Source organism: Bacillus sp. RC242 (genome assembly GCF_044908245.1).
GTDB lineage: Bacteria > Bacillota > Bacilli > Bacillales > Bacillaceae_G > Bacillus_A > Bacillus_A mycoides.
The window spans coordinates 117,006-142,986 of record NZ_JBIYCZ010000013.1; the positions used below are offsets into that span (position 1 = coordinate 117,006).

The 25,981-nt window shown below is 36.8% G+C and carries 27 protein-coding genes and 1 pseudogene; 27 read left to right on the forward strand and 1 reads right to left on the reverse strand.

Going from position 1 to position 25,981, the window contains the following annotated elements; translation table 11 throughout:
* Positions 1–8: 8 nt before the first annotated feature.
* The 16 genes from ndk (at position 9) to ABH957_RS22090 (ending at position 14,673) form a co-directional block, all read left to right on the forward strand.
* Positions 9–455: a nucleoside-diphosphate kinase gene (gene ndk / locus ABH957_RS22015; RefSeq protein ID WP_000415879.1), complete on the forward strand. Its 447-nt coding sequence runs from the start codon at positions 9–11 to the stop codon at positions 453–455.
* A 300-nt stretch (positions 456–755) separates the two neighbouring features.
* Positions 756–1,928 carry a chorismate synthase gene (gene aroC, locus ABH957_RS22020; protein WP_404512210.1) on the forward strand — a complete coding sequence of 391 codons (1,173 nt, stop codon included), beginning with the start codon at positions 756–758 and terminating at the stop codon, positions 1,926–1,928.
* Entirely contained in the window at positions 1,928–3,013 is a 1,086-nt protein-coding gene (aroB, locus tag ABH957_RS22025) for a 3-dehydroquinate synthase (RefSeq protein ID WP_002011826.1), read from the forward strand. The genes aroC and aroB overlap by 1 nt, the downstream gene beginning before the upstream one ends.
* A 117-nt stretch (positions 3,014–3,130) precedes the next feature.
* A complete protein-coding gene (hisC, locus tag ABH957_RS22030; protein WP_404512212.1) occupies positions 3,131–4,243 on the forward strand; it encodes a histidinol-phosphate transaminase in 1,113 nt (370 codons plus the stop codon).
* Positions 4,244–4,401: 158 nt separating this feature from the next.
* Positions 4,402–5,676, forward strand: a complete 1,275-nt coding sequence (gene aroA / locus ABH957_RS22035; protein ID WP_404447436.1) for a 3-phosphoshikimate 1-carboxyvinyltransferase — start codon at positions 4,402–4,404, stop codon at positions 5,674–5,676.
* A 107-nt stretch (positions 5,677–5,783) separates the two neighbouring features.
* Positions 5,784–7,046, forward strand: a complete 1,263-nt coding sequence (locus tag ABH957_RS22040) for a tetratricopeptide repeat protein (protein WP_002086616.1) — start codon at positions 5,784–5,786, stop codon at positions 7,044–7,046.
* Between the two features lie 73 nt (positions 7,047–7,119).
* A complete protein-coding gene (locus ABH957_RS22045; protein ID WP_002086615.1) occupies positions 7,120–7,656 on the forward strand; it encodes a ReoY family proteolytic degradation factor in 537 nt (178 codons plus the stop codon).
* A 153-nt stretch (positions 7,657–7,809) separates the two neighbouring features.
* Positions 7,810–8,265: a YpiF family protein gene (locus ABH957_RS22050; protein WP_002064531.1), complete on the forward strand. Its 456-nt coding sequence runs from the start codon at positions 7,810–7,812 to the stop codon at positions 8,263–8,265.
* 144 nt (positions 8,266–8,409) lie between these two features.
* Positions 8,410–8,922 carry a menaquinol-cytochrome c reductase iron-sulfur subunit gene (qcrA, locus tag ABH957_RS22055; RefSeq protein ID WP_002135282.1) on the forward strand — a complete coding sequence of 171 codons (513 nt, stop codon included), beginning with the start codon at positions 8,410–8,412 and terminating at the stop codon, positions 8,920–8,922.
* Positions 8,923–9,597: a menaquinol-cytochrome c reductase cytochrome b subunit gene (qcrB, locus tag ABH957_RS22060; RefSeq protein WP_000932700.1), complete on the forward strand. Its 675-nt coding sequence runs from the start codon at positions 8,923–8,925 to the stop codon at positions 9,595–9,597. It begins immediately after the preceding gene.
* A 43-nt stretch (positions 9,598–9,640) separates the two neighbouring features.
* Positions 9,641–10,408, forward strand: a complete 768-nt coding sequence (gene qcrC, locus ABH957_RS22065) for a menaquinol-cytochrome c reductase cytochrome b/c subunit (protein WP_002011836.1) — start codon at positions 9,641–9,643, stop codon at positions 10,406–10,408.
* Between the two features lie 499 nt (positions 10,409–10,907).
* Complete coding sequence (gene lhaT, locus ABH957_RS22070) at positions 10,908–11,498, forward strand: lipoprotein heptaprenylglyceryl N-acetyltransferase LhaT (RefSeq protein ID WP_404512214.1); 591 nt, start codon at positions 10,908–10,910, stop codon at positions 11,496–11,498.
* A gap of 25 nt (positions 11,499–11,523) precedes the next feature.
* Positions 11,524–12,210, forward strand: coding sequence for a lipoprotein intramolecular transacylase Lit (gene lit / locus ABH957_RS22075; protein ID WP_002064533.1), 687 nt, complete (start codon positions 11,524–11,526; stop codon positions 12,208–12,210).
* 107 nt (positions 12,211–12,317) lie between these two features.
* Positions 12,318–13,103, forward strand: a complete 786-nt coding sequence (ypjB, locus tag ABH957_RS22080) for a sporulation protein YpjB (RefSeq protein WP_002141040.1) — start codon at positions 12,318–12,320, stop codon at positions 13,101–13,103.
* A gap of 105 nt (positions 13,104–13,208) precedes the next feature.
* Positions 13,209–13,889: a zinc metallopeptidase gene (locus ABH957_RS22085; protein WP_002086606.1), complete on the forward strand. Its 681-nt coding sequence runs from the start codon at positions 13,209–13,211 to the stop codon at positions 13,887–13,889.
* A 133-nt stretch (positions 13,890–14,022) separates the two neighbouring features.
* A complete protein-coding gene (locus ABH957_RS22090; RefSeq protein ID WP_404447426.1) occupies positions 14,023–14,673 on the forward strand; it encodes a uracil-DNA glycosylase in 651 nt (216 codons plus the stop codon).
* A 28-nt stretch (positions 14,674–14,701) separates the two neighbouring features.
* On the opposite strand, the gene ABH957_RS22095 is transcribed toward ABH957_RS22090, so the two are convergent.
* The gene (locus ABH957_RS22095) at positions 14,702–15,583 is read right to left on the reverse strand and encodes a YitT family protein (protein ID WP_404447424.1); all 882 of its coding nucleotides are present in this window, start codon (positions 15,581–15,583) and stop codon (positions 14,702–14,704) included.
* Between the two features lie 615 nt (positions 15,584–16,198).
* On the opposite strand from ABH957_RS22095, the pseudogene ABH957_RS22100 reads away from it, so the two are divergent.
* From ABH957_RS22100 to panD, 11 genes and pseudogenes are all read left to right on the forward strand, one after another.
* Positions 16,199–17,554: pseudogene (locus tag ABH957_RS22100) on the forward strand (RNA-guided endonuclease TnpB family protein).
* Positions 17,555–17,950: 396 nt separating this feature from the next.
* Positions 17,951–18,295, forward strand: a complete 345-nt coding sequence (locus tag ABH957_RS22105) for a nucleotide pyrophosphohydrolase (protein WP_002011846.1) — start codon at positions 17,951–17,953, stop codon at positions 18,293–18,295.
* Complete coding sequence (dapB, locus tag ABH957_RS22110; protein WP_404512216.1) at positions 18,292–19,092, forward strand: dihydrodipicolinate reductase; 801 nt, start codon at positions 18,292–18,294, stop codon at positions 19,090–19,092. Before ABH957_RS22105 ends, dapB begins: the two co-directional genes overlap by 4 nt.
* 14 nt (positions 19,093–19,106) lie before the next feature.
* Positions 19,107–19,502, forward strand: coding sequence for a methylglyoxal synthase (gene mgsA, locus ABH957_RS22115; RefSeq protein WP_000684753.1), 396 nt, complete (start codon positions 19,107–19,109; stop codon positions 19,500–19,502).
* An 11-nt stretch (positions 19,503–19,513) separates the two neighbouring features.
* Positions 19,514–20,218, forward strand: a complete 705-nt coding sequence (bshB1, locus tag ABH957_RS22120) for a bacillithiol biosynthesis deacetylase BshB1 (RefSeq protein WP_404512218.1) — start codon at positions 19,514–19,516, stop codon at positions 20,216–20,218.
* Complete coding sequence (bshA, locus tag ABH957_RS22125) at positions 20,215–21,360, forward strand: N-acetyl-alpha-D-glucosaminyl L-malate synthase BshA (RefSeq protein ID WP_002086596.1); 1,146 nt, start codon at positions 20,215–20,217, stop codon at positions 21,358–21,360. The genes bshB1 and bshA overlap by 4 nt, the downstream gene beginning before the upstream one ends.
* Positions 21,347–22,540 carry a CCA tRNA nucleotidyltransferase gene (locus ABH957_RS22130; protein WP_404512220.1) on the forward strand — a complete coding sequence of 398 codons (1,194 nt, stop codon included), beginning with the start codon at positions 21,347–21,349 and terminating at the stop codon, positions 22,538–22,540. Before bshA ends, ABH957_RS22130 begins: the two co-directional genes overlap by 14 nt.
* Positions 22,525–23,505: a biotin--[acetyl-CoA-carboxylase] ligase gene (locus tag ABH957_RS22135; protein WP_002086594.1), complete on the forward strand. Its 981-nt coding sequence runs from the start codon at positions 22,525–22,527 to the stop codon at positions 23,503–23,505. Before ABH957_RS22130 ends, ABH957_RS22135 begins: the two co-directional genes overlap by 16 nt.
* Positions 23,506–23,847: 342 nt before the next feature.
* Positions 23,848–24,684 (forward strand): 3-methyl-2-oxobutanoate hydroxymethyltransferase, encoded by an 837-nt coding sequence (gene panB / locus ABH957_RS22140; protein WP_404447414.1) that lies wholly within the window; start codon positions 23,848–23,850, stop codon positions 24,682–24,684.
* The gene (gene panC, locus ABH957_RS22145) at positions 24,684–25,532 is read left to right on the forward strand and encodes a pantoate--beta-alanine ligase (protein WP_002086591.1); all 849 of its coding nucleotides are present in this window, start codon (positions 24,684–24,686) and stop codon (positions 25,530–25,532) included. The genes panB and panC overlap by 1 nt, the downstream gene beginning before the upstream one ends.
* A gap of 12 nt (positions 25,533–25,544) precedes the next feature.
* Positions 25,545–25,928 (forward strand): aspartate 1-decarboxylase, encoded by a 384-nt coding sequence (panD, locus tag ABH957_RS22150; RefSeq protein WP_000490176.1) that lies wholly within the window; start codon positions 25,545–25,547, stop codon positions 25,926–25,928.
* The last annotated feature ends 53 nt before the right edge of the window (positions 25,929–25,981 follow it).

A 25,981-nucleotide genomic window follows, 5' to 3' on the forward strand; every position in this document is an offset into this window, starting at 1 on the left:
GATTTTTTATGGAAAAAACATTTCTAATGGTAAAACCAGACGGTGTACAACGTGCCTTCATTGGGGAAATTGTAGCTCGTTTTGAGAAAAAGGGCTTTCAATTAGTTGGTGCAAAATTAATGCAAGTTACTCCGGAAATTGCTGAACAACACTACGGTGAGCATAAAGAAAGACCTTTCTTTGGTGAATTAGTAGACTTTATTACATCTGGTCCTGTATTCGCAATGGTATGGCAAGGTGAAGGTGTAGTAGATACAGCACGCAATATGATGGGTAAAACACGACCACATGAAGCTGCTCCTGGAACAATTCGTGGAGATTTCGGTGTAACTGTTGCGAAAAACATTATCCACGGTTCGGATTCTTTAGAAAGTGCAGAACGCGAGATTGCTATTTTCTTTAAGGAAGAAGAATTAGTAGACTACTCAAAATTAATGAATCAATGGATTTACTAATTATTTTGAAATAATTTGTAAACGCTTTAATAACTGTGATAATAGTAAAAAGTGCGAGAAGAATAGGGGTATTCTTCTTGCACTTTTTTTATTTCGATCAGTTACGAAGTTAGGACTGTTATGATATATTGGTATGTAAAGTAAAAGGTCTACTATTATGAAAATAATCGAGCAATTACAAGTAGGGAAAGCAAACATTCGATTTACTATATAATTTCTTTGTATTTTAAAGAGTGATGGAAGATAATATAGCTGCTTTATGTAGCGGGATAAATACATATGCGAAAAGAGGAATAACGTATGCGATATATTACAGCTGGTGAATCCCACGGTCCGCAACTTACGACAATTTTAGAAGGTGTTCCGGCAGGGTTATCTTTAGTAGCGAATGATATAAATGAAGAATTAGCTAGAAGACAAAAAGGATATGGACGCGGTAGACGCATGCAAATTGAGAAAGACCAAGTGCAAATTGTAAGTGGTGTTAGGCATGGGAAGACGATGGGGTCCCCGATTGCACTTGTTGTTGAAAATCGTGATTTTACACATTGGACAAAGGTTATGGGTGCAGAGCAGTTAACTGAGCAGGAAGAGAAAGAAATGAAAAGACAAGTTACGAAACCTAGACCTGGACACGCTGATTTAAATGGTGCGATTAAATATGGTCATAGAGATATGAGGAATGTATTAGAGCGTTCTTCAGCACGTGAAACGACAGTTCGTGTTGCAGCTGGTGCAGTTGCAAAAAAAATATTGGCGGAATTAGGTATACAAGTAGCGGGACATGTTATCGAGATTGGTGGTGTACAGGCAGCAAATATTAAATATAACTCTATTGTGGAATTACAAAGTACTACAGAAGCATCTCCTGTACGTTGTTTAGATGAAGAGGCCGGTAAAAAGATGATGCAAGCAATTGATGATGCGAAGGCAAATGGTGATTCTATCGGTGGTATTGTTGAAGTAGTTGTAGAAGGAATGCCAATTGGGGTAGGTAGCTATGTACATTATGATAGAAAATTAGATGCAAAATTAGCAGCGGCAATTATGAGTATTAACGCTTTTAAAGGTGTTGAAATTGGAATTGGTTTTGAAGCAGCACATAGACCTGGAAGTGAAGTGCATGATGAAATCCTTTGGGATGAAGTGCAAGGGTACAGAAGAAAAACGAACAATGCAGGTGGATTAGAAGGTGGCATGACAACTGGTATGCCGGTTGTTGTGCGCGGTGTTATGAAACCGATACCGACATTATATAAACCGCTTCAAAGTGTTGATATTGATACGAAAGAACCTTTTACAGCGAGTATTGAACGTTCAGATAGTTGTGCAGTGCCAGCAGCTAGCGTTGTGGCTGAAGCTGTTGTGGCTTGGGAGCTCGCAACAGCTTTAATTGAACAATTTGGATTAGATCGTATCGATCTTATACGTGAAAATATTGAGAAACATAATGAATATGCGAGGGGATTTTAATGGAGAACATACATATTCAAACGAAATCAAAAGAATATGATGTACATGTTGGAAGGGAGGCGTTGTCACACTTAACAACGCTTATTCAAAAAATGAATCCTGCAGTATCGAACATAATGATCATTTCTGATGAAGCTGTTGCATCACTGCATTTACAGACAGTTGTTGATGCATTGCAAGTAGAGCAAAAAGTATTTTCGTTTGTTGTACCGAGTGGCGAAAAAGAGAAGTCTTTTGAAAATTTCTATGAGGCTCACACTTCGGCTCTTGAAAATAAATTAGATAGAAATTCTTTAATCATCGCACTTGGAGGCGGAATGATTGGAGATTTGGCTGGATTTGTTGCTGCGTCGTTTATGCGTGGTATTCGCTTTGTCCAAGTTCCAACGACTTTATTAGCTCACGATAGCGCAGTAGGCGGGAAAGTAGCAATTAACCATCCACTAGGAAAAAATATGATTGGAGCATTTCATCAGCCAGAAGCTGTTGTATATCATACGCCATTTTTACATTCACTTCCTGAAAAAGAGTGGCGATCAGGTTATGCAGAAGTGATAAAGCATGCTCTTATTGGTGATGTAGAGCTATATCATTGGTTAAAAGAAGAAGTGCAAACGTTAACGGATCTTCGTGATGAAAAGTTAATTCATATATTAACGAAGGCGATTCCTGTGAAAGCGAATATTGTGTCGCAAGACGAAACAGAAAAAGGTGTACGTGCCCATTTGAATTTTGGGCATACGTTAGGACATGCTCTTGAAAAAGAGTTAGGATATGGGAATATTACTCACGGTGATGGAGTAGCGGTTGGCATGCTATTTGCTATGTTTTTAAGTGAGCAAGTGTACAAAGTTGATCTTTCTTATGAAGAAATGAAGCAGTGGTTCTTGAAATACGGTTATCCAAAAATGCCAAGTGACTTGAATGTAGAACGTCTCGTTCAGTTGATGAAACAAGATAAAAAAGCAAATGCTGGAACAATTCATATGGTGCTTATGCAGGAATATGGGGGAGTGAATGTCGTATCTATTTCAGATGAGACTGTTCATATTGCGTTAGAAGCATTTCAAAAGGATATGGTGTAAAAAAGTCGTAGAACAGGTATGAAATGCATATTTAAAGGTATTCTCGTAATGGTGACGGTTATGATTAAAGGTGACAGTAAGACATTATAAATCATATCAATGACTGGGGGAAGAAAAGTGAGAGTAAAAGAGCAATTGTTAACTTTGAGAGCATATGTACCTGGGAAAAATATTGAAGAAGTAAAAAGAGAATATGGATTGTCAAAAATTGTGAAGTTAGCGTCGAATGAAAACCCATTTGGCTGCTCTGCGCGTGTGACAGAAGCATTAACTTCGTTAGCTAATCAATATGCACTCTATCCGGACGGGGCGGCTTTTGAGCTTCGTGAGAAAGTAGCAGAGCATTTAGGTGTAAAAGCGGAACAACTTTTATTTGGTAGTGGGCTAGATGAAGTCATTCAAATGATTAGTCGTGCTTTGCTACGTAATGGAACAAATGTTGTAATGGCGAACCCTACGTTCTCGCAATACCATCACCATGCTGTTATTGAAGGAGCAGAAGTTCGTGAAGTACCACTTAAAGATGGCATTCACGATTTAGATGCAATGTTACAACAAGTAGATGAGAAAACGAAGATTGTATGGATTTGTAATCCGAATAATCCGACAGGTACATATGTAGAAAAACAAAAATTACTTTCATTTTTAGAATCAGTTCCAAAGTCAGCGCTCGTTATTGTGGACGAAGCATATTATGAATATGCTGGGGCAGAAGATTATCCGCAAACATTACCTCTTCTTGAAAAGTACGAAAATCTTATGGTGCTACGCACATTCTCAAAAGCATATGGATTAGCTGCTTTTCGTATTGGATATGCGATTGGTGATGCAAAGCTTATTGGGCAGCTAGAGGTAGCAAGACTACCATTTAACACATCGACTATCGCCCAAGCGGTAGCATTAGCGGCAATAGAGGATCAACAGTTTTTACAAGAGTGTGTGAAGAAAAATGCCGGAGGATTAAATCAATATTATGGATTTTGTAAGGAATATAACGTATTCTACTATCCATCTCAAGCGAATTTCATTTTCTTGAAACTTGGTATACCTGGTAATGAAGCTTTCGAACGATTAATGAAAAAAGGATATATCGTTCGTTCTGGTGCAGCATTTGGTATGCATGATGGTATTCGTATTACTGTTGGATTAAAAGAAGAAAATGATGAGATTATTGAATTACTTACGGAACTTGTAAAAGAACAAGTGAAGAAAGAAGAAACGTATTCTTAAGAAATGGTGGAGGCTCCTGTTACAGGAGCCTTTTTCATTTGAACTTGCAATAAGGGGAGTTGTTTGCACGTTCAAGAAAGAAAACGTTACAATAGAAGTAGACGTATAAGAAGAACTATTGTACATATAACTTATTTAAAATGTGAGGAGGATACAGTTTGAAACTAGTAGGACGAAAAAATAGTTTGAATGGGAAAATTGTTGTTCCAGGAGATAAATCTATTTCGCATCGCTCTGTTATGTTTGGAGCGATAGCGGAAGGGACGACGAAAGTATCAAATTTTTTATTAGGAGAAGATTGTTTAAGTACAATTGCATGTTTTCAAAAACTAGGTGTCCAGATTGAACAGTTTGGTAACGATGTCACGATTTACGGTAAAGGATTACATAATTTACAAGAACCGAAAGAAGTATTAGATGTGGGGAATTCAGGGACGACTATTCGTCTTATGCTTGGGATTTTAGCAAATACACCGTTCCATAGTACGATAATTGGTGATGCATCAATTGGAAAACGTCCTATGAAACGTGTTACAGACCCGCTTAGTAAGATGAATGCTCAAATTGATGGTAGAGAAAACGGACAATATACACCTTTATCTATTCGCGGTGGTAAAGTAAAAGGTATGCATTACCATTCACCAGTAGCAAGCGCACAAGTGAAGTCAGCAGTTTTACTTGCGGGTTTGCAAGGAGAAGGGATTACTACGGTAACAGAGCCTATGCAATCTCGTGATCATACGGAAAGAATGTTGCGTGCATTCGGTTGTACCGTAGATGTTAATGGACGGACCGTTTCATTACAAGGTGGACAACAACTTAAAGGTGCAGACATAGAAGTTCCAGGAGATATTTCTTCGGCGGCATTTTTCTTAGTAGCTGGTGCAATTGTCCAAAATAGTAAGCTTGTATTGGAAAACGTTGGTTTAAATCCGACGAGAACAGGGATTTTAGATGTATTAACAAAGATGGGTGCACTTATTTCTATCGATCATATTAGAAATAAAGAGTTTGAACCGTGCGGGGATATTACGATTGAAACATCTAAACTAAAAGGAATAGAAATTGGTGGAACTCTTATTCCAAGATTAATTGATGAAATTCCTGTAATTGCTTTATTGGCAACGCAGGCAGAAGGAATTACTGTTATTAAAAACGCTGAGGAGTTAAAAGTAAAAGAAACAAATCGTATCGATACGGTTGTAGATGAATTAGGCAAATTAGGTGCGAAGATTGAAGCTACACCAGATGGTATGATTATATATGGTAAACAAAGTTTAAAAGGAAATACTGTTAATAGTCACGGCGATCATCGTATTGGGATGATGCTTGCAATCGCATCGTGTATTATAGATGGAGAAGTGAAAATAGAGAATAGTGATGCGATCGCTGTATCGTATCCGGAATTTTTCGAACAATTAGCTGCGCTATGAGAGAAAGTATAGGAAGAGGTAGCTCACTCAAAAGGTTGCGTTCTTACACCTAGTTGCTTATGATAAATGAACAGAAGAGAATATTTTTTGAATTAAAGGAGACGTTTATGCAAAAGTTTGAACAGGCTGTTTCTTATATTGAAAACGGTGAAGCAGAAAAAGGATTACAATTATTAAAAGAACAACTACGAGTTGCTAATGATGAAGAGAAGTATGATATCGCTCGTTACTATCATACACTTGGGTTTATGGATGAGGCGTTAGCAATTACTGAAGACTTACGCTTGCTATATCCGGAAGAAAGTGAATTTACGGTATTTTTAGCAGAATTATATATTGATTTAGATAAAGAAGATGAAGCGATTGAAGTGCTTCATGATATTCCAGAAAACGATGATTTATATGTTCAATCGTTATTACTTGTAGCGGATTTATTCCAAATGCAAGGTTTTGATGATGTAGCAGAACAAAAACTATTAAAGGCGAAAGAAATGATGCCAGACGAACCTGTTATTACGTTTGGGTTAGCAGAATTATATAGTAGTAAAGGTGAAGAGCAAAAGGCGATCACTTATTATGAATCGTTACTAGCAGAACATAAAGTTATGGGTGGTGTTGTCATTGCGCTTCGTCTAGCAGAAACTTTAAGTGCTATTGGAAACTGGGAAGAGGCAATCTCTTACTATGAAGCGGGGTTAGAAGAGCAAAAAGATATTCACTCATTATTTGGATATGCCTTCACATTATACCAAGGAGAAGAATATCAAAGAGCAATTGGTGCTTGGCAAGAATTAAAAGAATTAGATCCTGAATACGCATCGTTATACATGTATTTAGCGAAAAGCTATGAAAAAGAAGGCATGCTTCAAGAAAGCTATGAAACACTTCAAGAAGGAATTAAAGTAGATGAGCTGTCTGTTCCTTTCTATGTAGAATTAGCGAATATTGCGGCGAAATTAGGTAAAATAGCGGAGGCTGAAGAAGTGCTTCAAAAAGCGCTGGAGCTAGATCCGGGACATTTAGGTGCGATATTAAAATATGCGTATATTTTAAAAGAACAAGAGAAATACGAAGAGCTAATTGCAGTTGTAGAGCGTGCAATTGACAGTGGAGAACCAGATACACAACTACTTTGGGATCTTGCATTTGCAAAAAAACAATTAGAAATGTATTCGGATGCATTAAAACACTATGAAAGTGCATATACTTCTTTTAAGAATCATCCAGATTTCTTGGAAGAGTACGGTTATTTCTTATTAGAAGAAGGAATGCGAAAAGAGGCGAAAGAAGTATTTACGCAGTTAATACAACTAGACCCGACACAAATTCATATTGAAGAATTGTTATATAATTTAGAGGATTTTTCATAAGTTGGAAGGAAACTGAATGCCGCTTCTTGAATCTAAAAAGAAAAGAGAAAGACAGAGGAGGGACTTAATCGCTATGAATACCCCTGTTTCTGTAAACGAGAAGAAGGATTTTGTAAAATGGTTTTTGAATAATTACCAACTGAAACAGCGTGAATGTGTATGGATTTTGAATTATTTAATGAGTCACGATCAATTAATGCATAAAGTCCACTTCGTAGAACATGCAAAATATTGTCCGCGTGGCTTAGTAATGTCAGCAAATTGTGTGAAAGACACACCGTTTCACTTTTTCAAACAAAATGTAATGACAACAGATGCAGAAAAATCGTTTCATGATATTCGTTTGAATCGAGATGAGGATATTTATATTCAGCTTAATTTTAAATCATCGTTCCAAAATGCAAACTATGTAGCTGTATTAGAAGAAAACCCATATTTGCCAAAGCATATTGAAGTGAATGAAAAAGATCGATTGCTTGCAGAACGATTTTTAGAAGAAAGTGTATTCTCATTTAGAAGAGAACGTCTTTTGAAACAAATTGATGAAGCTTTGGATAAGCAAGATAAGGAAGCATTTCATAGGTTAACAGCAGAGTTGAAAATTTTATAGAATTCATTTTGATTATGTAATCTTTACGAAATTCAGACTTTTTAAGAAAAACTACTTAATAATAGGTAGTTTTTCTTTTTTTACCTCTTTTAGTATGGTTTAATATATATAAAGTGAAAGTTCTGTTATTTAGAATGGAGGAGGGGAGAAAAGGTGAAATGGATTGTAAAAGATGTAGAACAGTTTGAGCAAGCGAGGGAGTATGTAGATACAGGGATTATACCCCTTTTGTCTATTTCGGCAGCAAAAGGGATGAAAATGGTTGTAGAGCAAGGCGAATTTATTGAGGCTTTGAGTATGGAGTTGGAAAGGGAGTATAAAGGAAGAGTGCTTTTACTGCCCGCATTTACGTATTTGGTAGAGAGCCAAAAGAATGAAAAAGACCGTTTGCAAGAATGGACAGATCATTTGCAAAGGCAAGGTTTTAAGCATATTGCCTATGTGACAAGTGACTTTTCATGGAAAGAAGATATGAGAGATGTGCAGGGTGATTTATTTTGGTTTCCATCGTTATCATTAGAGCAATTTAGTGACCAAGCGAAAAGGGAAGTTATTCGTGCACACATAAAAAATATTATGGAAATGTTGGAAGAAAGATGGATAAAATAATAATAAACAGAAAGTTCTTATTATTATGAGTAGTATGATATTGACCTATACAAGAGGGTATTATATCATGATAGTGTCCTAGTTTTTATTTTTTATATAATTTTTTCACGAGGGGACAATTTCTGATAGAGGGGGGAAATTTTCGTGAGCGAGAAAGAACATCGTGTGTCAAGAAGACAGTTTTTAAATTACACACTTACAGGGGTAGGAGGCTTTATGGCGGCGGGTATTTTACTGCCGATGACGAGGTTTGCGCTTGATCCGGTGTTAAGAAAAGAAGCGGGAACAGATATGGTTGCTGTTGGGCAAGTAAAGGATATTACAACAGAGCCGAAGCGCTTCGATTTTAAGGTGAAGCAGGTTGACGGATGGTACAAGTCTGAAGAGCCAAAATCTGCTTGGGTGCATAAAGATGAAAGTGGAGAAATTGTTGCGTTTTCTCCAGTATGTAAACATTTAGGTTGCACAGTGAACTGGAATTCGGACAAAGCACATCCTAATCAATTCTTTTGCCCGTGTCACGGGGGACGTTACACAAAAGATGGGATGAACATTAAAGGCACACCGCCTCTTGCTCCGCTTGATGTGTACGAGTCTAAAGTGAAAGATGGAACGCTGTATTTAGGAAAAGCGAAGCCAAGAGGGGGTGCAAAGTAGATGCTAAATAAAATTTATGATTGGGTAGACGAACGTTTAGATATTACACCGATATGGCGTGATATCGCTGATCATGAAGTACCTGAGCATGTTAACCCGGCACATCACTTTTCTGCATTCGTCTATTGCTTTGGAGGACTTACCTTTTTCGTTACAGTAATTCAAATTTTGTCCGGAATGTTTTTGACGATGTATTATGTGCCGGATATTAAAAATGCTTGGGAGTCGGTTTATTATTTACAAAATGAAGTAGCTTACGGGCAAATTGTTCGTGGTATGCATCACTGGGGCGCTAGTCTCGTAATTGTAATGATGTTTTTACATACACTCAGAGTTTTCTTCCAAGGTGCGTATAAAAAGCCTCGTGAGTTAAACTGGATTGTTGGTGTTCTTATTTTCTTTGTTATGTTAGGTCTTGGTTTTACCGGATATTTATTACCGTGGGATATGAAAGCGTTATTTGCTACGAAAGTAGGGATTCAAATTGCAGAGCAAACGCCGCTCATTGGTCCTTATATTAAAACATTACTCGCTGGTCATTCCGAAATCGTTGGCGCTCAAACATTAACCCGCTTCTTTGCTATTCACGTCTTCTTCTTACCAGCAGCACTTCTAGGTTTAATGGCCTTCCACTTCATCATGATTCGCAAACAAGGTATTTCCGGTCCGCTATAAGAGATTGCTAAATTAAAGGGGAAAGAACAAAAGGAGGGAGATTATGCATCGCGGCAAAGGGATGAAGTTTGTAGGAGATTCTCGGGTACCAGTAGCCCGGAAACCAAATATTCCAAAAGATTATTCTGAATATCCAGGGAAAACAGAAGCGTTTTGGCCGAATTTCTTGTTAAAAGAATGGATGGTTGGTGCAGTTTTTTTAGTCGGTTATTTATGTTTAACAGTGGCGCATCCGTCACCGCTTGAGAGAATGGCGGATCCTACAGATGCAGGATATATACCACTTCCAGATTGGTATTTCTTATTCTTGTATCAGTTATTAAAGTATTCGTATGCTTCAGGCTCATTTACTGTAATTGGTGCGTTTATTATGCCGGGGATTGCGTTTGGAGCGTTACTATTAGCTCCGTTTCTAGATCGAGGCCCAGAAAGAGCGCCATTGAAGCGTCCTGTAGCAACGGGGTTTATGCTTTTAGCAATTGCATCGATTATTTTTTTAACTTGGGAATCTGTAGCACACCACGATTGGGAAGCTGCAAAAAAACAAGGAGCAATTGTAAAAACAGCACCAGTTGATAAAAATGATGACGGCTACAAGTTGATGCAAAAAAATACTTGTTTAACATGTCATGGTGACAATTTACAGGGCGGAGCGGCAGCACCGGCTTTGCAAAACTTAACTTTAAAACCAGAAGAAATCGCTAAAATTGCGAAAGATGGAAAAGGTTCAATGCCTAAAGGTGTATTTAAAGGTACAGATGAGGAACTGAAAAAGCTTTCGGAATTCGTTGCAAAGTATAATAAAAAATAATAGAAAAGCTGACTACAAAATCTGTGGTCAGCTTTTTATTTTGCGTGCCCAGCTAAGCTGGGCACTGTTTGATGGTGAAAGGTTTAAATAGAATTCTACAAGGATTCAAAAATTATTATAGTCTATCTTCAATTGGACAGAAGTGGCTCGGTAAAATAAATTGGTACGTCTTAGAACGGCTTAACCTTTTCTGGAATAAGAAAAGAAACATGGTCGTATCAAGGACTTGATGTAGAAAATAACATACACACTCGTGAAAGTAGGAAGCTAGAACAAACTGAAAGCTAAAGAAGGAAGAGCATCGGAAAGCTGTATGAGGGAAAACCTCACGTACGGTTTGATGAGGGGAAGCTGAAACAGAAAAGGGATAGCAAAGCCATCCCTAAAGAAAATTTAATCTGTTTCAGTTTTCTACTCTACGATGACGGAAAGTTTGCTATATAATAGAGTAGAGTTCGATGAAAGAATTACTTTGTTTGAAAGGTGTTGGACATACAGCTTGGCTTACTTGTATGCAATGTTAAGGCAACGTTCGGTACTATTATTTTTATTGGTTGTTAACGTATTAGGTACAATTTACGGATTCATATGGTATGGAAATCAATTAAAAGAAACCTCACCTATATTTTGGCCGTTTGTACCAGATAGCCCTATGGCGACTCTCTTTTTTGTCTTTGTTTTAATTGCTTTTTTGATGAAGAAGAACTGGGGGTTAATAGAAGCGCTAGCGATAGTTACTTTAATAAAATATGGTGTTTGGGCTGTTGTTGTAAATGCAATTATGATTTATGTAAAAGGCCCTATTGGCCTTATGGGATATATGTTAATGTTATCTCATTTTGCGATGGCAGTGCAGGGAATGTTATATGCTCCGTTTTATCGGATAAAAAAATGGCACTTCACTGTAGCTGGCATATGGACATTACATAATGATGCAATTGATTATTTATTTTGGCAAATGCCGAGATATGGGATTATGCATTTGTTTGTAGAGAAAATTGGTTATTTTACGTTTTGGTTAAGTATTGCTGTACTGTGTATTACATATTATTATTGCTTACGTGAGAACCGAAAACAGTTTTCTTTATGATGGTGAGGACATTTAGGGGGAGAAAATGAAGAAAAATAAGAGCGGTATAAACATATTGGATCGATTAATCACTTTAGTAGTTTCCTATAGCATAGCATTTTCTGTTTTCGCTCTCGCGACAACGGTAGTTGTATATGGAAAATGGTTGTATTATTTTGAAATTGATTTTTTAAATATTCCAGATTTAGCGGATATGACGAAAGATGAAATTAAGAGAAACTATGATGTGCTTATTACATATTTATCGCCGTTTTATGAAGGTGCATTACAATTGCCGACATTAGATATGTCCACAAATGGACGCATTCATTTTGTAGATGTTAAAAATATTTTAGTAAAGATTCAATATATAATGTATGGAACGATTGTAATTGCTGTATTAGGAGGAGCGTATTTATTAAAAAAGAAAAAAGAAAAGTTTTTACTTCACGGAGCGATTCTTACAATTATTTTTCCAATAGCTCTTACGTTACCAATTGCTATTAATTTTGAAAAGAGTTTCGTATTATTTCATAAGCTTTTATTTAGCAATGATTATTGGATGTTTGATATTGAAACAGATCCGGTTATTTTAATGTTACCGGAAGAATTCTTTATGCATGCTGCATGTATTATTTTATTATTGATTTTAGGTGGTAGCATGCTTTGTTACGGTGTGTATAAATATTTAGTGAAAAAGAAAAGGGTTTCAAAGAAAAAATTCTCTGTTTAAAGAGAATTTTTTTGTTTTCATAGAGATAATATATTTTTTGGTTTTGTTCTGTTCTATTCTTGTCCAATTCCACATATTTTGTACTAGTAGTTATAGGGGGGACCGGGATGAAGAGAACATTAATTGGACTGATAGCATTTCTAATTATAATGTTTCCAGTACGTATATATGCTGAAGAGTGGAGCGAACTAACTGGATTGCTAGATGACTCTTTGCAGTTAGTGAAGAAAAAAGAAGATGAAAAGGCAATACAAGTACTGTACCATTTCTCAGAGCAATTTCTATCAAAGGAGAATGAAAATAATTCAAAAGTAACTCCGGGACAAATTAGAGTCGTTTCTTTAGCATACGATAAGGCGAAACAATCTCTCGCGGAAGATTCAGATAGGCAAGTTAAAGTGGATAATATGTTAGCGTTACAACTTGCTGTTGATGCACAAGTATCTAAATATCAGCCACTTTGGATGGAAAGAGAAAGAAAGATAATGAATGCTTTTTCTCAAGTAGAAAAGGCGATGGAAAAAGAAGATGATGGACAGTTCCAACAGACGCTAAATACATTTTTAAATGAATTTAATATTATTTATCCTAGTTTAATGATTGCTCTGCCAGAAAACGAAGCGCAGCGTGTAAATGCACATTTATCTTATTTGGATGAATTTCGTAACGTTATGTTAAAAACGAAAGGTGGACAAATGCAACTAGGGATTATTAAAGGTGATTTGCAAAAAATATTTCATACAGTAAAAAAAGATGAGATTGCTCCCTCTCTCATTTGGTTTATGACAATTACTGGAGGACTTATTTTGTTCACTTTAACGTATGTTGGATGGAGAAAGTATAAAGGGGAGAGAGAGAAGCGGAGAAGCAACTTGCATTCTAAAGATAGGTAATACGCATAAATAAAGATACGGATTGTAAGGTTTATTTATTGACAACGGTGGAAGAAAAAAATAGAATGAGAAGTACTATAATTAAAACTTCAATGGAGGTTTATGATGTTTTATTTAATTTACTTCGCGATCATTTTGATCATACCGTTGTATGCACAGTCAAAAGTACGTAGTGCCTATAGCAAGTATTCACAAGTTTATTCAACATCAGGTATGACAGGAGCGGAAGTGGCTCGAAAAATTTTAGATGAAAATGGATTGTACAATGTAGCCGTAGAAGAAACGCCAGGTCATTTGTCAGATCATTATGACCCGCGTGTAAAGACGGTTAGATTATCGACAGATAACTATTATGGTCATTCAGTTGCTGGTACAGCTGTAGCAGCACATGAAGTAGGACACGCAATTCAAGATGCGAAAGATTATAACTTTATGCGTGTACGCCATTCGTTAGTGCCAGTTGCTAATTTTGGTTCAAACATGTCATGGGTTTTTGTCCTAATTGGTGTATTTGCGCAAATGTCTGGTTTGTTGTTACTAGGAATTATTTTAATGGCAGCAGGTGTTATTTTCCAACTTGTTACATTACCAGTTGAGTTTGATGCATCAAAACGCGCAATGCAACAAATTGAAGCACTTGGTATCGTATCAACAGATGAGTACGGTCAAGCTCGTAAAGTATTAAATGCGGCAGCATTAACATATGTAGCAGCAGCTGCTGTAGCAGTATTTGAATTATTACGTCTCGTATTAATTTATACTGGTATGCAGCGTAGCGACGATTAAAGACTATCAATTTTGATAGTCTTTTTTTGTTTTGTGGATTGAATCTTATAATATGTTACAAATGGAAATAATAGAGAGAATATGGGGTATAGAACTAGTTAAAATAAAGGTAAGTATGGAATGATGAAAGAAGGTGACGGACATAGAATATCCATATTATTTAGTTAAACAAGTGAAGGAGCGTAGTGCTACATACCAATTAGAAGGTTTTTTAAGTGGACAGGGCCCTAAAAACCCGAAATTAATGCTTGTTGGAGAAGCACCTGGTGAAACAGAAATTAATAATGGGATTCCATTTAGTGGGAGAGCGGGAAAACATTTAATGGAATTTTTAGAACTTATTCACGTTACAAGGGAAGAAGTATATATTACGAGTGCGGTCCGGAGTAGACCTTATAAATGGAGAGAGAAAAGGGAACGAAATGGCGAAATAATACAGAAGAAGTACAATAGAACACCGAATCAAGGTGAGATACTTGCCCATGCACCTTTGCTAGATTATGAACTGGAATTTATACAGCAGCCGGTTATTGTCACACTTGGTAATATTGCATTACAGCGTTTAGTTGGTAAAAATAATAAAATTACGGATGTTCATGGAGAATTGTTAAAGCAACCTGTGCAGCGATTGAAAGATAGCAGCAGTACAGAATTTATTTGGTCAGAAGAAGAATATCATATTTTTCCGACCTTTCATCCAGCTTCTATTTTCTATAATCGGAGTTTGTTAGAGCTTATTTATGAGGATTTGGAGAAACTTAAAAGATTTATAATAAAAAACTAGAAAAGCTACAGAGCTTTTCTAGTTGAATTTAATTATGTAACGGATTTTTATTTTCATCTAACGTAAAACCTTCACCAACTACATCATGTACATCACTTACAGCGACAAAGGCATGTGGATCTACTGAAATAATGATATTTTTTAATTTTACAATTTCATTTTTAGCAACAACACAATATAGTACATTACGTTCTATTTTTGTATAGGATCCAACTGCTTTTAAAAAGGTTGCTCCGCGCTCCATTTCTGATAAAATTTTTGAAGCAATCTCATCGTTTTTATCAGAAATAATAGTTGCTCCTTTTGCTGCATAAGCACCTTCTTGCATGAAATCAATAACCTTAGCCCCGATAAAAACAGCAACTAACGTATACATGCCCTCGCGATATGATAAATATGTAAGAATAGAGATAATGATAACGACCGCATCAAACATAAACATCGTTTTTCCCATACTCCAGCCAACATATTTGTGAGCTAGCCTTGCGATAATATCAACACCGCCAGTAGTCCCGCCGTATTTGAATATAATTCCAAGTCCTATGCCGATAAATGCCCCAGCGAATAAAGCAGCCAGTGTCATATCATTTTGCAAGTTTAAATGTAAGTTGAGAACCTCGTAGCGCTGAAACACCCAAAGGAATAAAGAGACGCTAAATGTACCGATTAATGTGTATAAAAATGTTGTTCGGCCGAGTAATTTCCAGCCAATGAAAAATAGAGGGACGTTTAAAATTAAGTTTGTATAGGAAGGATCAAGTGAAAATTTAAAATATAATAATAGCGTAATGCCGGTAAATCCACCCTCTGCAAGATGGTTTTCAATATTGATATTCACAATACCGAAAGAAAAAATAGCGGAACCGATTAAAATAAAAATGATATTTCGAATCTTCAAGTTTGCTTTCATATAGAAATCCCCCTAGTTATGTAATGATTGGAATTGCTCCGCTTAAACGGTAAGACATAATAATAAGTAATTTCTAGTTGTTAGTAAAAATAGTGAAGGCTAAAAAAATCCGATTGGTTTTGGCTAATCTTTTGCGAAAAGCGTGCAAAAGAAGTTTCACTTTCTCCCGTTCCAACGCCTGGTAGGAGGTAAAGCAAAGAAGAAAGGCGAACCAGCCGTTGGAACCCGATTGGTACGGGCTAATTTTTTGCAAAAATCGCAAAAGAAAGTTTCACTTTATTCCTTTAGGCAAGAAGATTCCATCTGATTTGTGTTACGGGTGAAACCCAACAATTAAGGTGGAGAGGAATTGCCGTCAGAAGGTAGACCAAACACTTTTTTTCGTTCATAACAATTTTTTTGAGGGCGAATATTTGTTTCTTTTTATCTTACGATATAATCTGTCGTAGATAAAGAGGGAATATATCGTAAGAAAACGAAATTGGATAATAATAATCATTCGGTTACTTGAATCAAAAGGAATCACGATGAAGACCATGTTCACATTTTGTTCCGTTCAGTTCCAATATTGATTTGTCAATAGTAATGAACCTTCTAAGAAAGGTGGTGAAAACAATGGCTAAAAAGAAAGCAGTGAAAGTATTACGTAAACAAAAGAAAAGAGAAAACCTGCAACGATTCACTCAAAAACAAAATATCGGACGAGCTTGCCTTACTGCAAAAGAATTTCGTTTACTTCAACGCATGTCGCATAGTTCAAAAGCGTTGCGAAATGTTGGATTGTACACCATAAAACAAAGTTTTTTGAACCATAATAAAATGGCTACTGTAAAAGAAGTGGACACTGCCATGCAAGCCGATATGAACTACTAGGGCATGCAATCAAACTCTGTTCAAGCGATTCGTAGAGCCTTATTTACAGAAGTGAAGAGCTTTTTTAAAGCATTGGAACAGTGGACGAAAAACCCTGAAATATTCACAGGTCGTCCTAAGTTTCCGAATTATTCTGGTTCAACTGACAAACGAATCATTGAAATCTATCAAGTTCCAAAAGTTGATGATAACGGGTATTGGATGATTCCGATGAATGTTGCATGCAGAAAAAAATTCGGTTCCATTAAAATACGTATGCCTAAAAATGTAAGAAATAAAAAAATCTCCTACATTGAGATTGTACCGAAGCAAAAAGGTCGGTTCTTTGAGGTGCATTATACATATGAGATGCACGTTTCTCAAATGAAGAAACAATCAACGACTACTAGTAACGCTTTGAGTTGCGATTTAGGTGTAGACAGATTATTAAGGTGTGCAACAAATGCAGGTGATACATTCTTAATTGATGGAAAAAAATTAAAATCCATTAACCAATACTTCAACAAAATGATACGTAATCTGCAACAGAAAAATAGGGGGAATGGACTTTCAAAACGAGTTGTAACGAATCAAATGGCTGCACTTTGGCATAAACGAGAACGACAAATAAATGGTTACATTTCACAAACTGTAGGCCTGTTGTTCAAAAAAGTGAAAGCATTTAACATAGATACGGTTGTCGTAGGGTATAACGCTGGTTGGAAACAAAAATCTGATATGGGAAAAAAGAATAATCAAACATTTGTTCAAATCCCATTTCATAAACTGATTGCAGCAATTGAGAATAAATGTGTAAAAGAAGGCATCCGATTTTTGAAACAAGAAGAAAGCTATACTTCAAAAGCTAGTTTTCTTGATAAAGATAGGGTTCCAGTTTGGTCTAAGGATGATAGGATGCATTATCACTTTAGTGGCAAACGAATCACGCGTGGTCTGTACCAAAGTAAAGCAGGAACATGTATCCATACTGATATTAATGGTGCATTGAATACATTGCAAAAATCAAAAGTTGTAGAATTGGATGAAAATCTCAAAGTGAAAACGCCGATTCTATTAGAAGTGCAAAAACGTAAGGCTGTTGCTTCGCGCATAGCTTAGTGGGTGTGTCAACCATCCATGTGTACTCGACTTGTCGGGGCTTGTAGCACACGCCAGATTCATCTGAGTGGTGGCTTCTTCTATAAGGAAGAACTGCTCTTTTTCGAAAGGGTGGTGCAAGTGAGAAAACAATAGTTCGTTGCCAGTACCAACCAAAAACATACTTGGGGTGTTACCGTAAGGTGGCATGAATTCTAGAGCGTCAAACTGTCTAGCGATAGATGAAAAGACCTAGATTTCTAACTCAAGCCTCTACTGAAACGTTTCAACTCAGTGGAGGGAGTTGACTATAGTCTATCCTAAAAAGAGTCGTAAATAGTGATATGAGGGAATAATATTTGTCAAATCGCGATGAATTGGCTAACATGAAAGAGGAAGGAATAAGAGGTGACTAGTATGGAAGCAAAAACGATGAAAGATATGCAGAAAGAAGTAGATGCATATATCGGTCAATTTAAAGAAGGTTATTTTAGTCCGCTTGCAATGATGGCTCGTTTAACTGAAGAAATGGGAGAGCTTGCAAGAGAGGTTAATCATTATTATGGTGAGAAACCAAAGAAAACGACTGAGAAAGAACGAAGTGTTGAGGAAGAGCTTGGAGATGTTTTATTTGTTATGATTTGTATGGCAAATAGTTTAAATATTGATTTAGAAACAGCGCATAACATTGTAATGAATAAATTTAATACACGTGATAAAGATCGTTGGACACGTATTGATGAGGGAGAGAAAGACGCATGAAAGAAATTAAAGTAATTATCGCTGGACCACGAGGACGCATGGGATATGAAGCAGTCCTTCTTATGGAAAGAACAGCGCATTTCAATTTAGTAGCAGCAATTGATTATAAGCATGGCGGAGAAAAAATTTCTGATTTACCGGGAATGCCAGCGCTAGATGCACCTATTTACGCGGATTTACATACTTGTTTAGATGAAGTAGAAGCAGATGTATTGTTAGATTTAACAACACCAGAAATTGGAAATAAACATGTGACACTTGCAGTTGAACGTGGACTTCGATCAGTTATTGGTACAACTGGATTTACTGAAGAAGAACTAAAGCAATTAACAGAAAACGCAAAAGAAAAAGAAGTAGGAACAATTATCGCTCCAAATTTTGCGATTGGTGCAGTTCTTATGATGAAATTTTCACAAATGGCAGCGAAGTACTTCCAAGATGTTGAAGTAATTGAATTACACCATGATCAAAAATTAGACGCACCATCTGGTACAGCTGTAAAAACAGTAGAATTAATCCGTCAAAATCGTGTGCCAAAAGAGCAAGGGCATCCTAATGAAACGGAACAATTAGAAGGGGCACGTGGTGCAAATGTAGACGGTATTCACATTCATAGCGTACGTCTACCAGGGCTTATTGCACACCAAGAAGTAATGTTCGGCGGAGATGGACAAATGTTAACAGTTCGTCATGATTCATTCAACCGTGCATCATTTATGTCAGGTGTAAAACTATCAATTGAAACAGTAATGAACCTTGATCATCTTGTGTACGGTTTAGAAAATATTATCGACTAAAGGGGAGACAACGGATGAAAATTGCCTTAATCGCACATGACAAAAAGAAAGATGATATGGTTTCGTTCGCATACGCATATAAACCAATTTTTGAAAAACATGAACTTTTTGCAACAGGAACGACAGGACTTCGTATTATGGAGGCAACTGGTTTAGTTGTAACAAGATATCAATCCGGTCCTCTTGGTGGCGATCAAGAAATTGGTGCAATGATTGCAAAAAATGAGATGGATATGGTGATTTTTTTCCGGGATCCACTAACAGCCCAGCCGCATGAACCAGATGTTAATGCGTTACTTCGTTTATGTGATGTATACGCCATCCCATTAGCAACAAATATGGCAAGTGCTGAAATGCTAATGCATGCATTAGAGCGGGGAGATTTAGATTACCGAAAGTTAAGAAAATGAGGGGAACAATTATGAATGGATTACATATATTAGCGTTTGGTGCTCATGCCGATGATGTTGAAATCGGCATGGCAGGTACCATTGCAAAGTATACGAAGCAAGGATATGAAGTAGGCATTTGCGATTTAACAGAAGCTGATCTTTCTTCAAATGGAACGGTAGAACTAAGAAAAGAAGAAGCAAAGGCTGCAGCTCGTATTATGGGAGTAAAAACGAGAATTAATTTAGCAATGCCAGACCGTGGTTTGTATATGAAAGAAGAATATATACGTGAAATTGTAAAGATTATTCGTACATATAAACCAACACTAATTTTCGCACCATACTACGAAGATCGTCATCCAGACCATGCTAATTGCGCGAAACTTGTGGAAGAAGCTATCTTTTCAGCGGGAATTCGTAAATATATGCCTGAACTTCCGCCGCACCGTGTAGAGTCTTTTTATAATTATATGATTAATGGTTTTCATAAACCGAATTTTTGTATAGATATTAGTGAATACCTTTCTAAAAAGGTGGAAGCGTTAGAAGCGTATGAAAGTCAGTTTTCAACAGGGAGTGATGGTGTTAAGACGCCATTAACCGAAGGATACGTTGAAACTGTAATCGCTCGGGAGAAGATGTTTGGGAAAGAAGTTGGAGTGCTGTATGCCGAAGGATTTATGAGTAAGAAACCGGTTTTATTACATGCTGATTTAATAGGGGGATGTAAATGAAATTGAAAATAGGTATTACATGTTATCCTTCTGTAGGTGGTTCTGGGGTTGTTGGGACAGAGTTAGGAAAGCAATTGGCGGAACGCGGGCATGAAATTCATTTTATTACATCGGGTGTACCATTTCGGTTGAATAAAGTGTACCCGAATATTTATTTTCACGAAGTAACAGTAAATCAATATTCTGTTTTTCAATATCCACCTTACGATTTAGCATTAGCGAGTAAAATGGCAGAGGTTGCTCAAAGAGAAAACCTTGATATTTTACATGTGCATTATGCAATCCCTCATGCTATTTGTGCATATTTAGCAAAACAAATGATTGGGGAGCGTATTAAAATTGTTACGACCTTACATGGAACGGATATTACTGTGTTAGGTTCCGACCCTTCGTTAAATAATTTAATTCGCTTTGGTATTGAACAATCTGATGTTGTTACAGCTGTGTCACATTCGTTAATTGAAGAAACAAATGAACTTGTAAAACCAGATAAAGAAATTGAGACGGTATACAATTTTGTAGATGAACGTGTTTATTTCAAACGTGATATGTCTCAATTAAAAAAAGAATATGGTATACGAGAAAATGAAAAAGTGTTGATTCATATTTCAAATTTCCGAAAGGTTAAGCGTGTACAGGATGTTGTGCAGTCATTTGCCAAAATTGTAAAGGAAGTAGATGCGAAATTGCTTCTTGTTGGTGATGGACCAGAGTTCTGTACTATTTTACAATTGGTGAAAAGTTTACATATTGAGGAACGTGTCTTATTCCTAGGAAAGCAAGATAATGTTGCAGAGCTTCTTGCGATGAGTGATTTAATGCTACTTTTATCAGAAAAGGAAAGTTTTGGTCTTGTTATATTAGAAGCGATGGCGTGTGGTGTGCCTAGTATCGGAACGAGGGTTGGGGGCATTCCAGAGGTCATTCAACATGGTGAAACAGGATATATATGTGAAGTTGGAGATACAGACGGAATAGCTAAGCAAGCAATTCAGCTACTAGAAAATGAAGAACTTCACCGTAATATGGGAGAGCGAGCGATGAAATCTGTATATGAGCAGTTTCGTTCGGAAAAAATCGTTTCACAGTATGAGGCGATTTATTATGACATACTAAGGGATGACAAGAATGGAAAGATTTAAAAAAGCTAGTTCAATTATTGAGATGTTAAAACAGCACGGACATGAGGCTTACTTCGTTGGTGGAAGTGTACGCGATCTTATTATCGATAGACCGATTGGAGATATCGATATCGCAACATCTGCTTTACCAGAAGAAGTAATGGCTATTTTCCCAAGACATGTTCCGGTTGGTCTTGAGCATGGAACTGTAATTGTTGTAGAAAATGGTGAACCGTATGAGGTAACTACTTTTCGAACAGAAAGCGAATATGAAGATTTTCGAAGACCTAGTAGTGTTCAATTTGTCCGTTCATTAGAAGAGGATTTAAAACGACGTGATTTCACGATGAATGCAATTGCAATGACAGAGGAAGGCGAAATGGTTGATTTATTTGATGGGAAAGAAGCGATTCGTCTGAAGGAAATTACAACGGTTGGAGATGCTGCAGACCGTTTTCAAGAAGATGCACTGCGAATGATGCGTGGTATTCGGTTCGTAAGTACGTTAGGTTTCTCTTTGGAAATAAAGACGAAACAAGCAATTGAAACGTATGGGCATTTGCTCGAACATATAGCGATTGAAAGAATTACAGTTGAATTTGAAAAATTGTTGACCGGTACATATTGTGTGAATGGTCTTCAAGAGTTAGTAGAAACTAAGCTATTTTCTCATCTGCCATATTTGCAAATGTCAGAAGAAGGACTCTTGAAAGCTACGCAGTATAAATGGGATTCTTTTGAAACAGACGTTGAGGCATGGGCATTTTTCTTATATTGTATCGGAGAAGAGCATCCATCTGTCTTTTTGCGTCAATGGAAGTTCTCGAATAAAAAGATTAAAGATATCGTAGCGGTTATATTAGCAATTCGTTCTAGAAAGGAGAAGGAGTGGGATACAATCCTTCTTTATAAAACTGGGATTCGCATCGCTGAGATGGCGGAAAGAGTATATGAAGCGATAATAGAAAGTTATAATAGTGCATCTGTTAAGCAAGTACAATCATTATTTCATGCATTGCCGATAAAAAATCGTCAAGAAATGAATGTGACTGGTAATGATTTATTAAGCTGGACAGATAAAAAGCCAGGTCCGTGGGTTGCCGAAATGCTTCAAAATATTGAAGAAGCAATCGTACAAGGAGATTTAGTTAATAAGAAAGAGGATATAAGGGAGTGGCTACAAAGATGCAATCTACTATAAGAAAGCAGTTATTACAAGTTTTTTCTGAAGCAGATGGTGCATTTGTATCTGGTCAAATACTTAGTGACAAACTTGGTTGTTCGAGAACCGCTGTATGGAAGCATATGGAGGACCTTCGTAATGAAGGGTATGAACTAGAAGCTGTACGCCGCTTAGGGTACCGAATTGCTAGTAAACCAGATAAAGTAACTGCGAATGAGATTCAATTAGGATTACAAACAGAGCGTATCGGTAGAACGGTTTATTTTGAAGAATCGGTTGAGTCTACTCAGCATATTGCAGCGAGACTTGCTTATGAAGGCGCAGAAGAGGGAACAATTGTCGTTGCTGAAGAACAAACAGCAGGTAGAGGACGTTTAAGTAGAAAATGGTATTCCCCAAAAGGAACAGGAATTTGGATGAGTATTATTTTGCGTCCCTCGATTCCAGTTCATCATGCACCACAGCTTACTTTATTAGCAGCTGTTAGCGTAGCGCAAGCAATTGAAAAATGTACCGGTGTAAACGTAGGGATTAAATGGCCGAATGATATTTTAATTCAAGGTAAAAAAGCTGTCGGTATATTAACGGAGATGCAAGCTGATCCAGATAAAATTAATGCTGTTATTATGGGAATTGGCATTAATGCAAATCAGAAACAAGAACATTTTGATGAGGAAATTCAGCAAATTGCAACTTCATTAGCAATTGAATCGGGTAAGCCGATTGTTCGTGCGGAACTTATGCAACAAATTTTCTTGCAACTAGAGAAATTGTATGAAGAGTATTTAAAAAATGGCTTCTCTGTTATTAAAATTCTTTGGGAAAGTTACGCAGTAAGTATCGGAAAAGAAATTACAGCTCGAACGATGAAGGAAACTATTAATGGGCTAGCAAAAGGAATTACGGAGGATGGTGTATTGTTACTTGAGGATCATCAAGGACAAGTGCACCACATTCATTCTGCTGATATAGAAATTAAGTAAAAGAAGTTCCTATTTTGGAGCTTCTTTTTGTCATTTAGATACTAATAAATTTCACATACCGTAATAGGGATAGAAAATTATTTTTTCGAAAAAATGTAGCAATTCCTTTTCAGAGTTTGCTATAATTAGTTCGAATATGGGCAGTATCAAAGCGAACTGCACCATTATTTTACGCAGTATGAAAAAATAATAATTTGGATTCTGCCTTGATCCAATAACGGACTGGGACAGAGGGATGAATAATGCCGACTAACACACAACCCTTCTGCCCTTTTATGGCCAGAGGGGTTTTTTATATGATTTCGGCCATCTCCTCTCTCCTGCATAAAGGAGGAGTAGTTTTTGAAAACAACAACAGATTTTTTGAAAATGAAAGAGCAAGGTGAGCCGATTACAATGCTAACGGCGTATGATTATCCATCTGCTAAATTAGCAGAAGAAGCTAAAGTCGATATGATTTTAGTGGGTGATTCTCTAGGAATGGTTGTACTTGGGTATGATTCAACAGTTCCAGTAACAGTAGAGGATATGATTCATCATACGAAAGCTGTACGCCGCGGAGCGAAAGAGACGTTTATTGTAACTGATATGCCATTTATGTCTTATCATGTCTCATTGCAAGATACGATGATTAATGCACGTCGCATTGTTCAAGAGAGCGGGGCACATGCATTAAAGGTAGAAGGTGCTGGAGAAGTTATATCAACTATTCACTACTTAACGAATGCGGGAATTCCCGTTGTGGCGCATTTAGGTTTAACTCCTCAATCTGTAGGAGTGCTAGGTGGGTATAAAGTACAAGGGAAAGATGCTGAAAGTGCAAAAAAATTAATAGAAGATGCAAAGAAATGTGAGGAAGCTGGTGCGATAGCACTTGTGCTAGAATGTGTGCCAATGCAATTAGCAGAACTTATTTCAGAGCAGTTAGCAATTCCTACAATCGGAATTGGAGCAGGACAAAAAGTAGATGGGCAAGTTCTTGTATACCACGATCTTATCTCGTACGGCGTAAATCGTGTTCCGAAATTTGTGAAGCAATATACGTCTGTTCAAGAGGAGATTGTGCGAGGGATTTCGCAATACGTTACTGAAGTAAAGACAGGGCAATTTCCTGAAGAAAAACATTCATTCACAATGAAAGAGGAAGAGTGCTTAGCGTTATACGGAGGAAAACAATAATGAAAATCATAACTACAGTGCAAGAGATGCAGCAAATTACAAACGAACTGCATGCAAGTGGAAAAAGTATCGGTTTTGTTCCAACGATGGGGTATTTACATGAAGGGCATGCTACGTTACTACGTAAGGCAAGGGAAGAAAATGAAATTGTAGTTTTAAGTGTATTTGTAAATCCACTACAATTTGGACCAAATGAAGATTTAGATCGATACCCACGTGATATTGATAGAGATGAAAATGTAGCAAAAGAAAATGGTGTTGATTATTTATTTTATCCGAGTGTAGAAGAGATGTATCCAGCAGAACAAACGACAACAGTAGAAGTTGTGAAGCGTACCGACGTATTATGTGGCAAACAAAGACCTGGTCATTTCGCTGGTGTTGCGACTGTACTAATGAAACTATTTAATATTACATTGCCAACGCGTGCTTATTTCGGTATGAAAGATGCACAGCAAGTAGCTGTAATTGAAGGATTCGTAACTGATTTTAATATTCCCGTTACGATCGTACCAGTTGATATTGTAAGGGAAGAAGATGGATTAGCGAAAAGTTCTCGTAATGTGTATTTATCACTAGAAGAACGTGAAGAGGCTCCTCATTTATACGGCAGTCTATGTATAGCGAAAGAACGAATTGAGGCAGGCGAACGTAATCCGGAAATCATTATGAATCTTGTGAAAGAGCATATTGAGAAGTATACGAAAGGCACTGTAGATTATGCTGATTTATATGCATATCCTTCTTTAAAAGCAATAAATAAAATTGAAGGAAGAATCATTTTAGCGATTGCAGTTAAGTTTGAAAATGTACGATTAATTGACAATATAACATTAATGGGGAAATAAGGGGGAGCATCTATGTTTCGCACAATGATGAGAGCGAAGTTACATCGTGCAACTGTAACAGAAGCAAATTTAAATTATGTAGGTAGTATTACAATTGATGAAGATTTAATGGATGCGGTAAATATTGTAGAAAATGAAAAAGTACAAATTGTAAATAACAACAATGGAGCTCGCTTAGAGACATATGTTATTAAAGGAGAGCGCGGTAGCGGTGTTGTGTGTTTAAATGGTGCAGCTGCAAGGCTTGTACAACCGGGTGATAAAGTTATTATTATTTGCTATGGTTTAGTGGCAGAAGAAAATATTCATAAACAAGAGCCGAAAATTGCAGTATTAGACGATGATAATCAAATTATTGAAATGTTAGGTGCTGAAAAAGCTGGCACGATATTATAAGTAGGAAGGCTATCTCTAATTAAGGAGATAGCTTTTTTGTGCATCTTTTCATT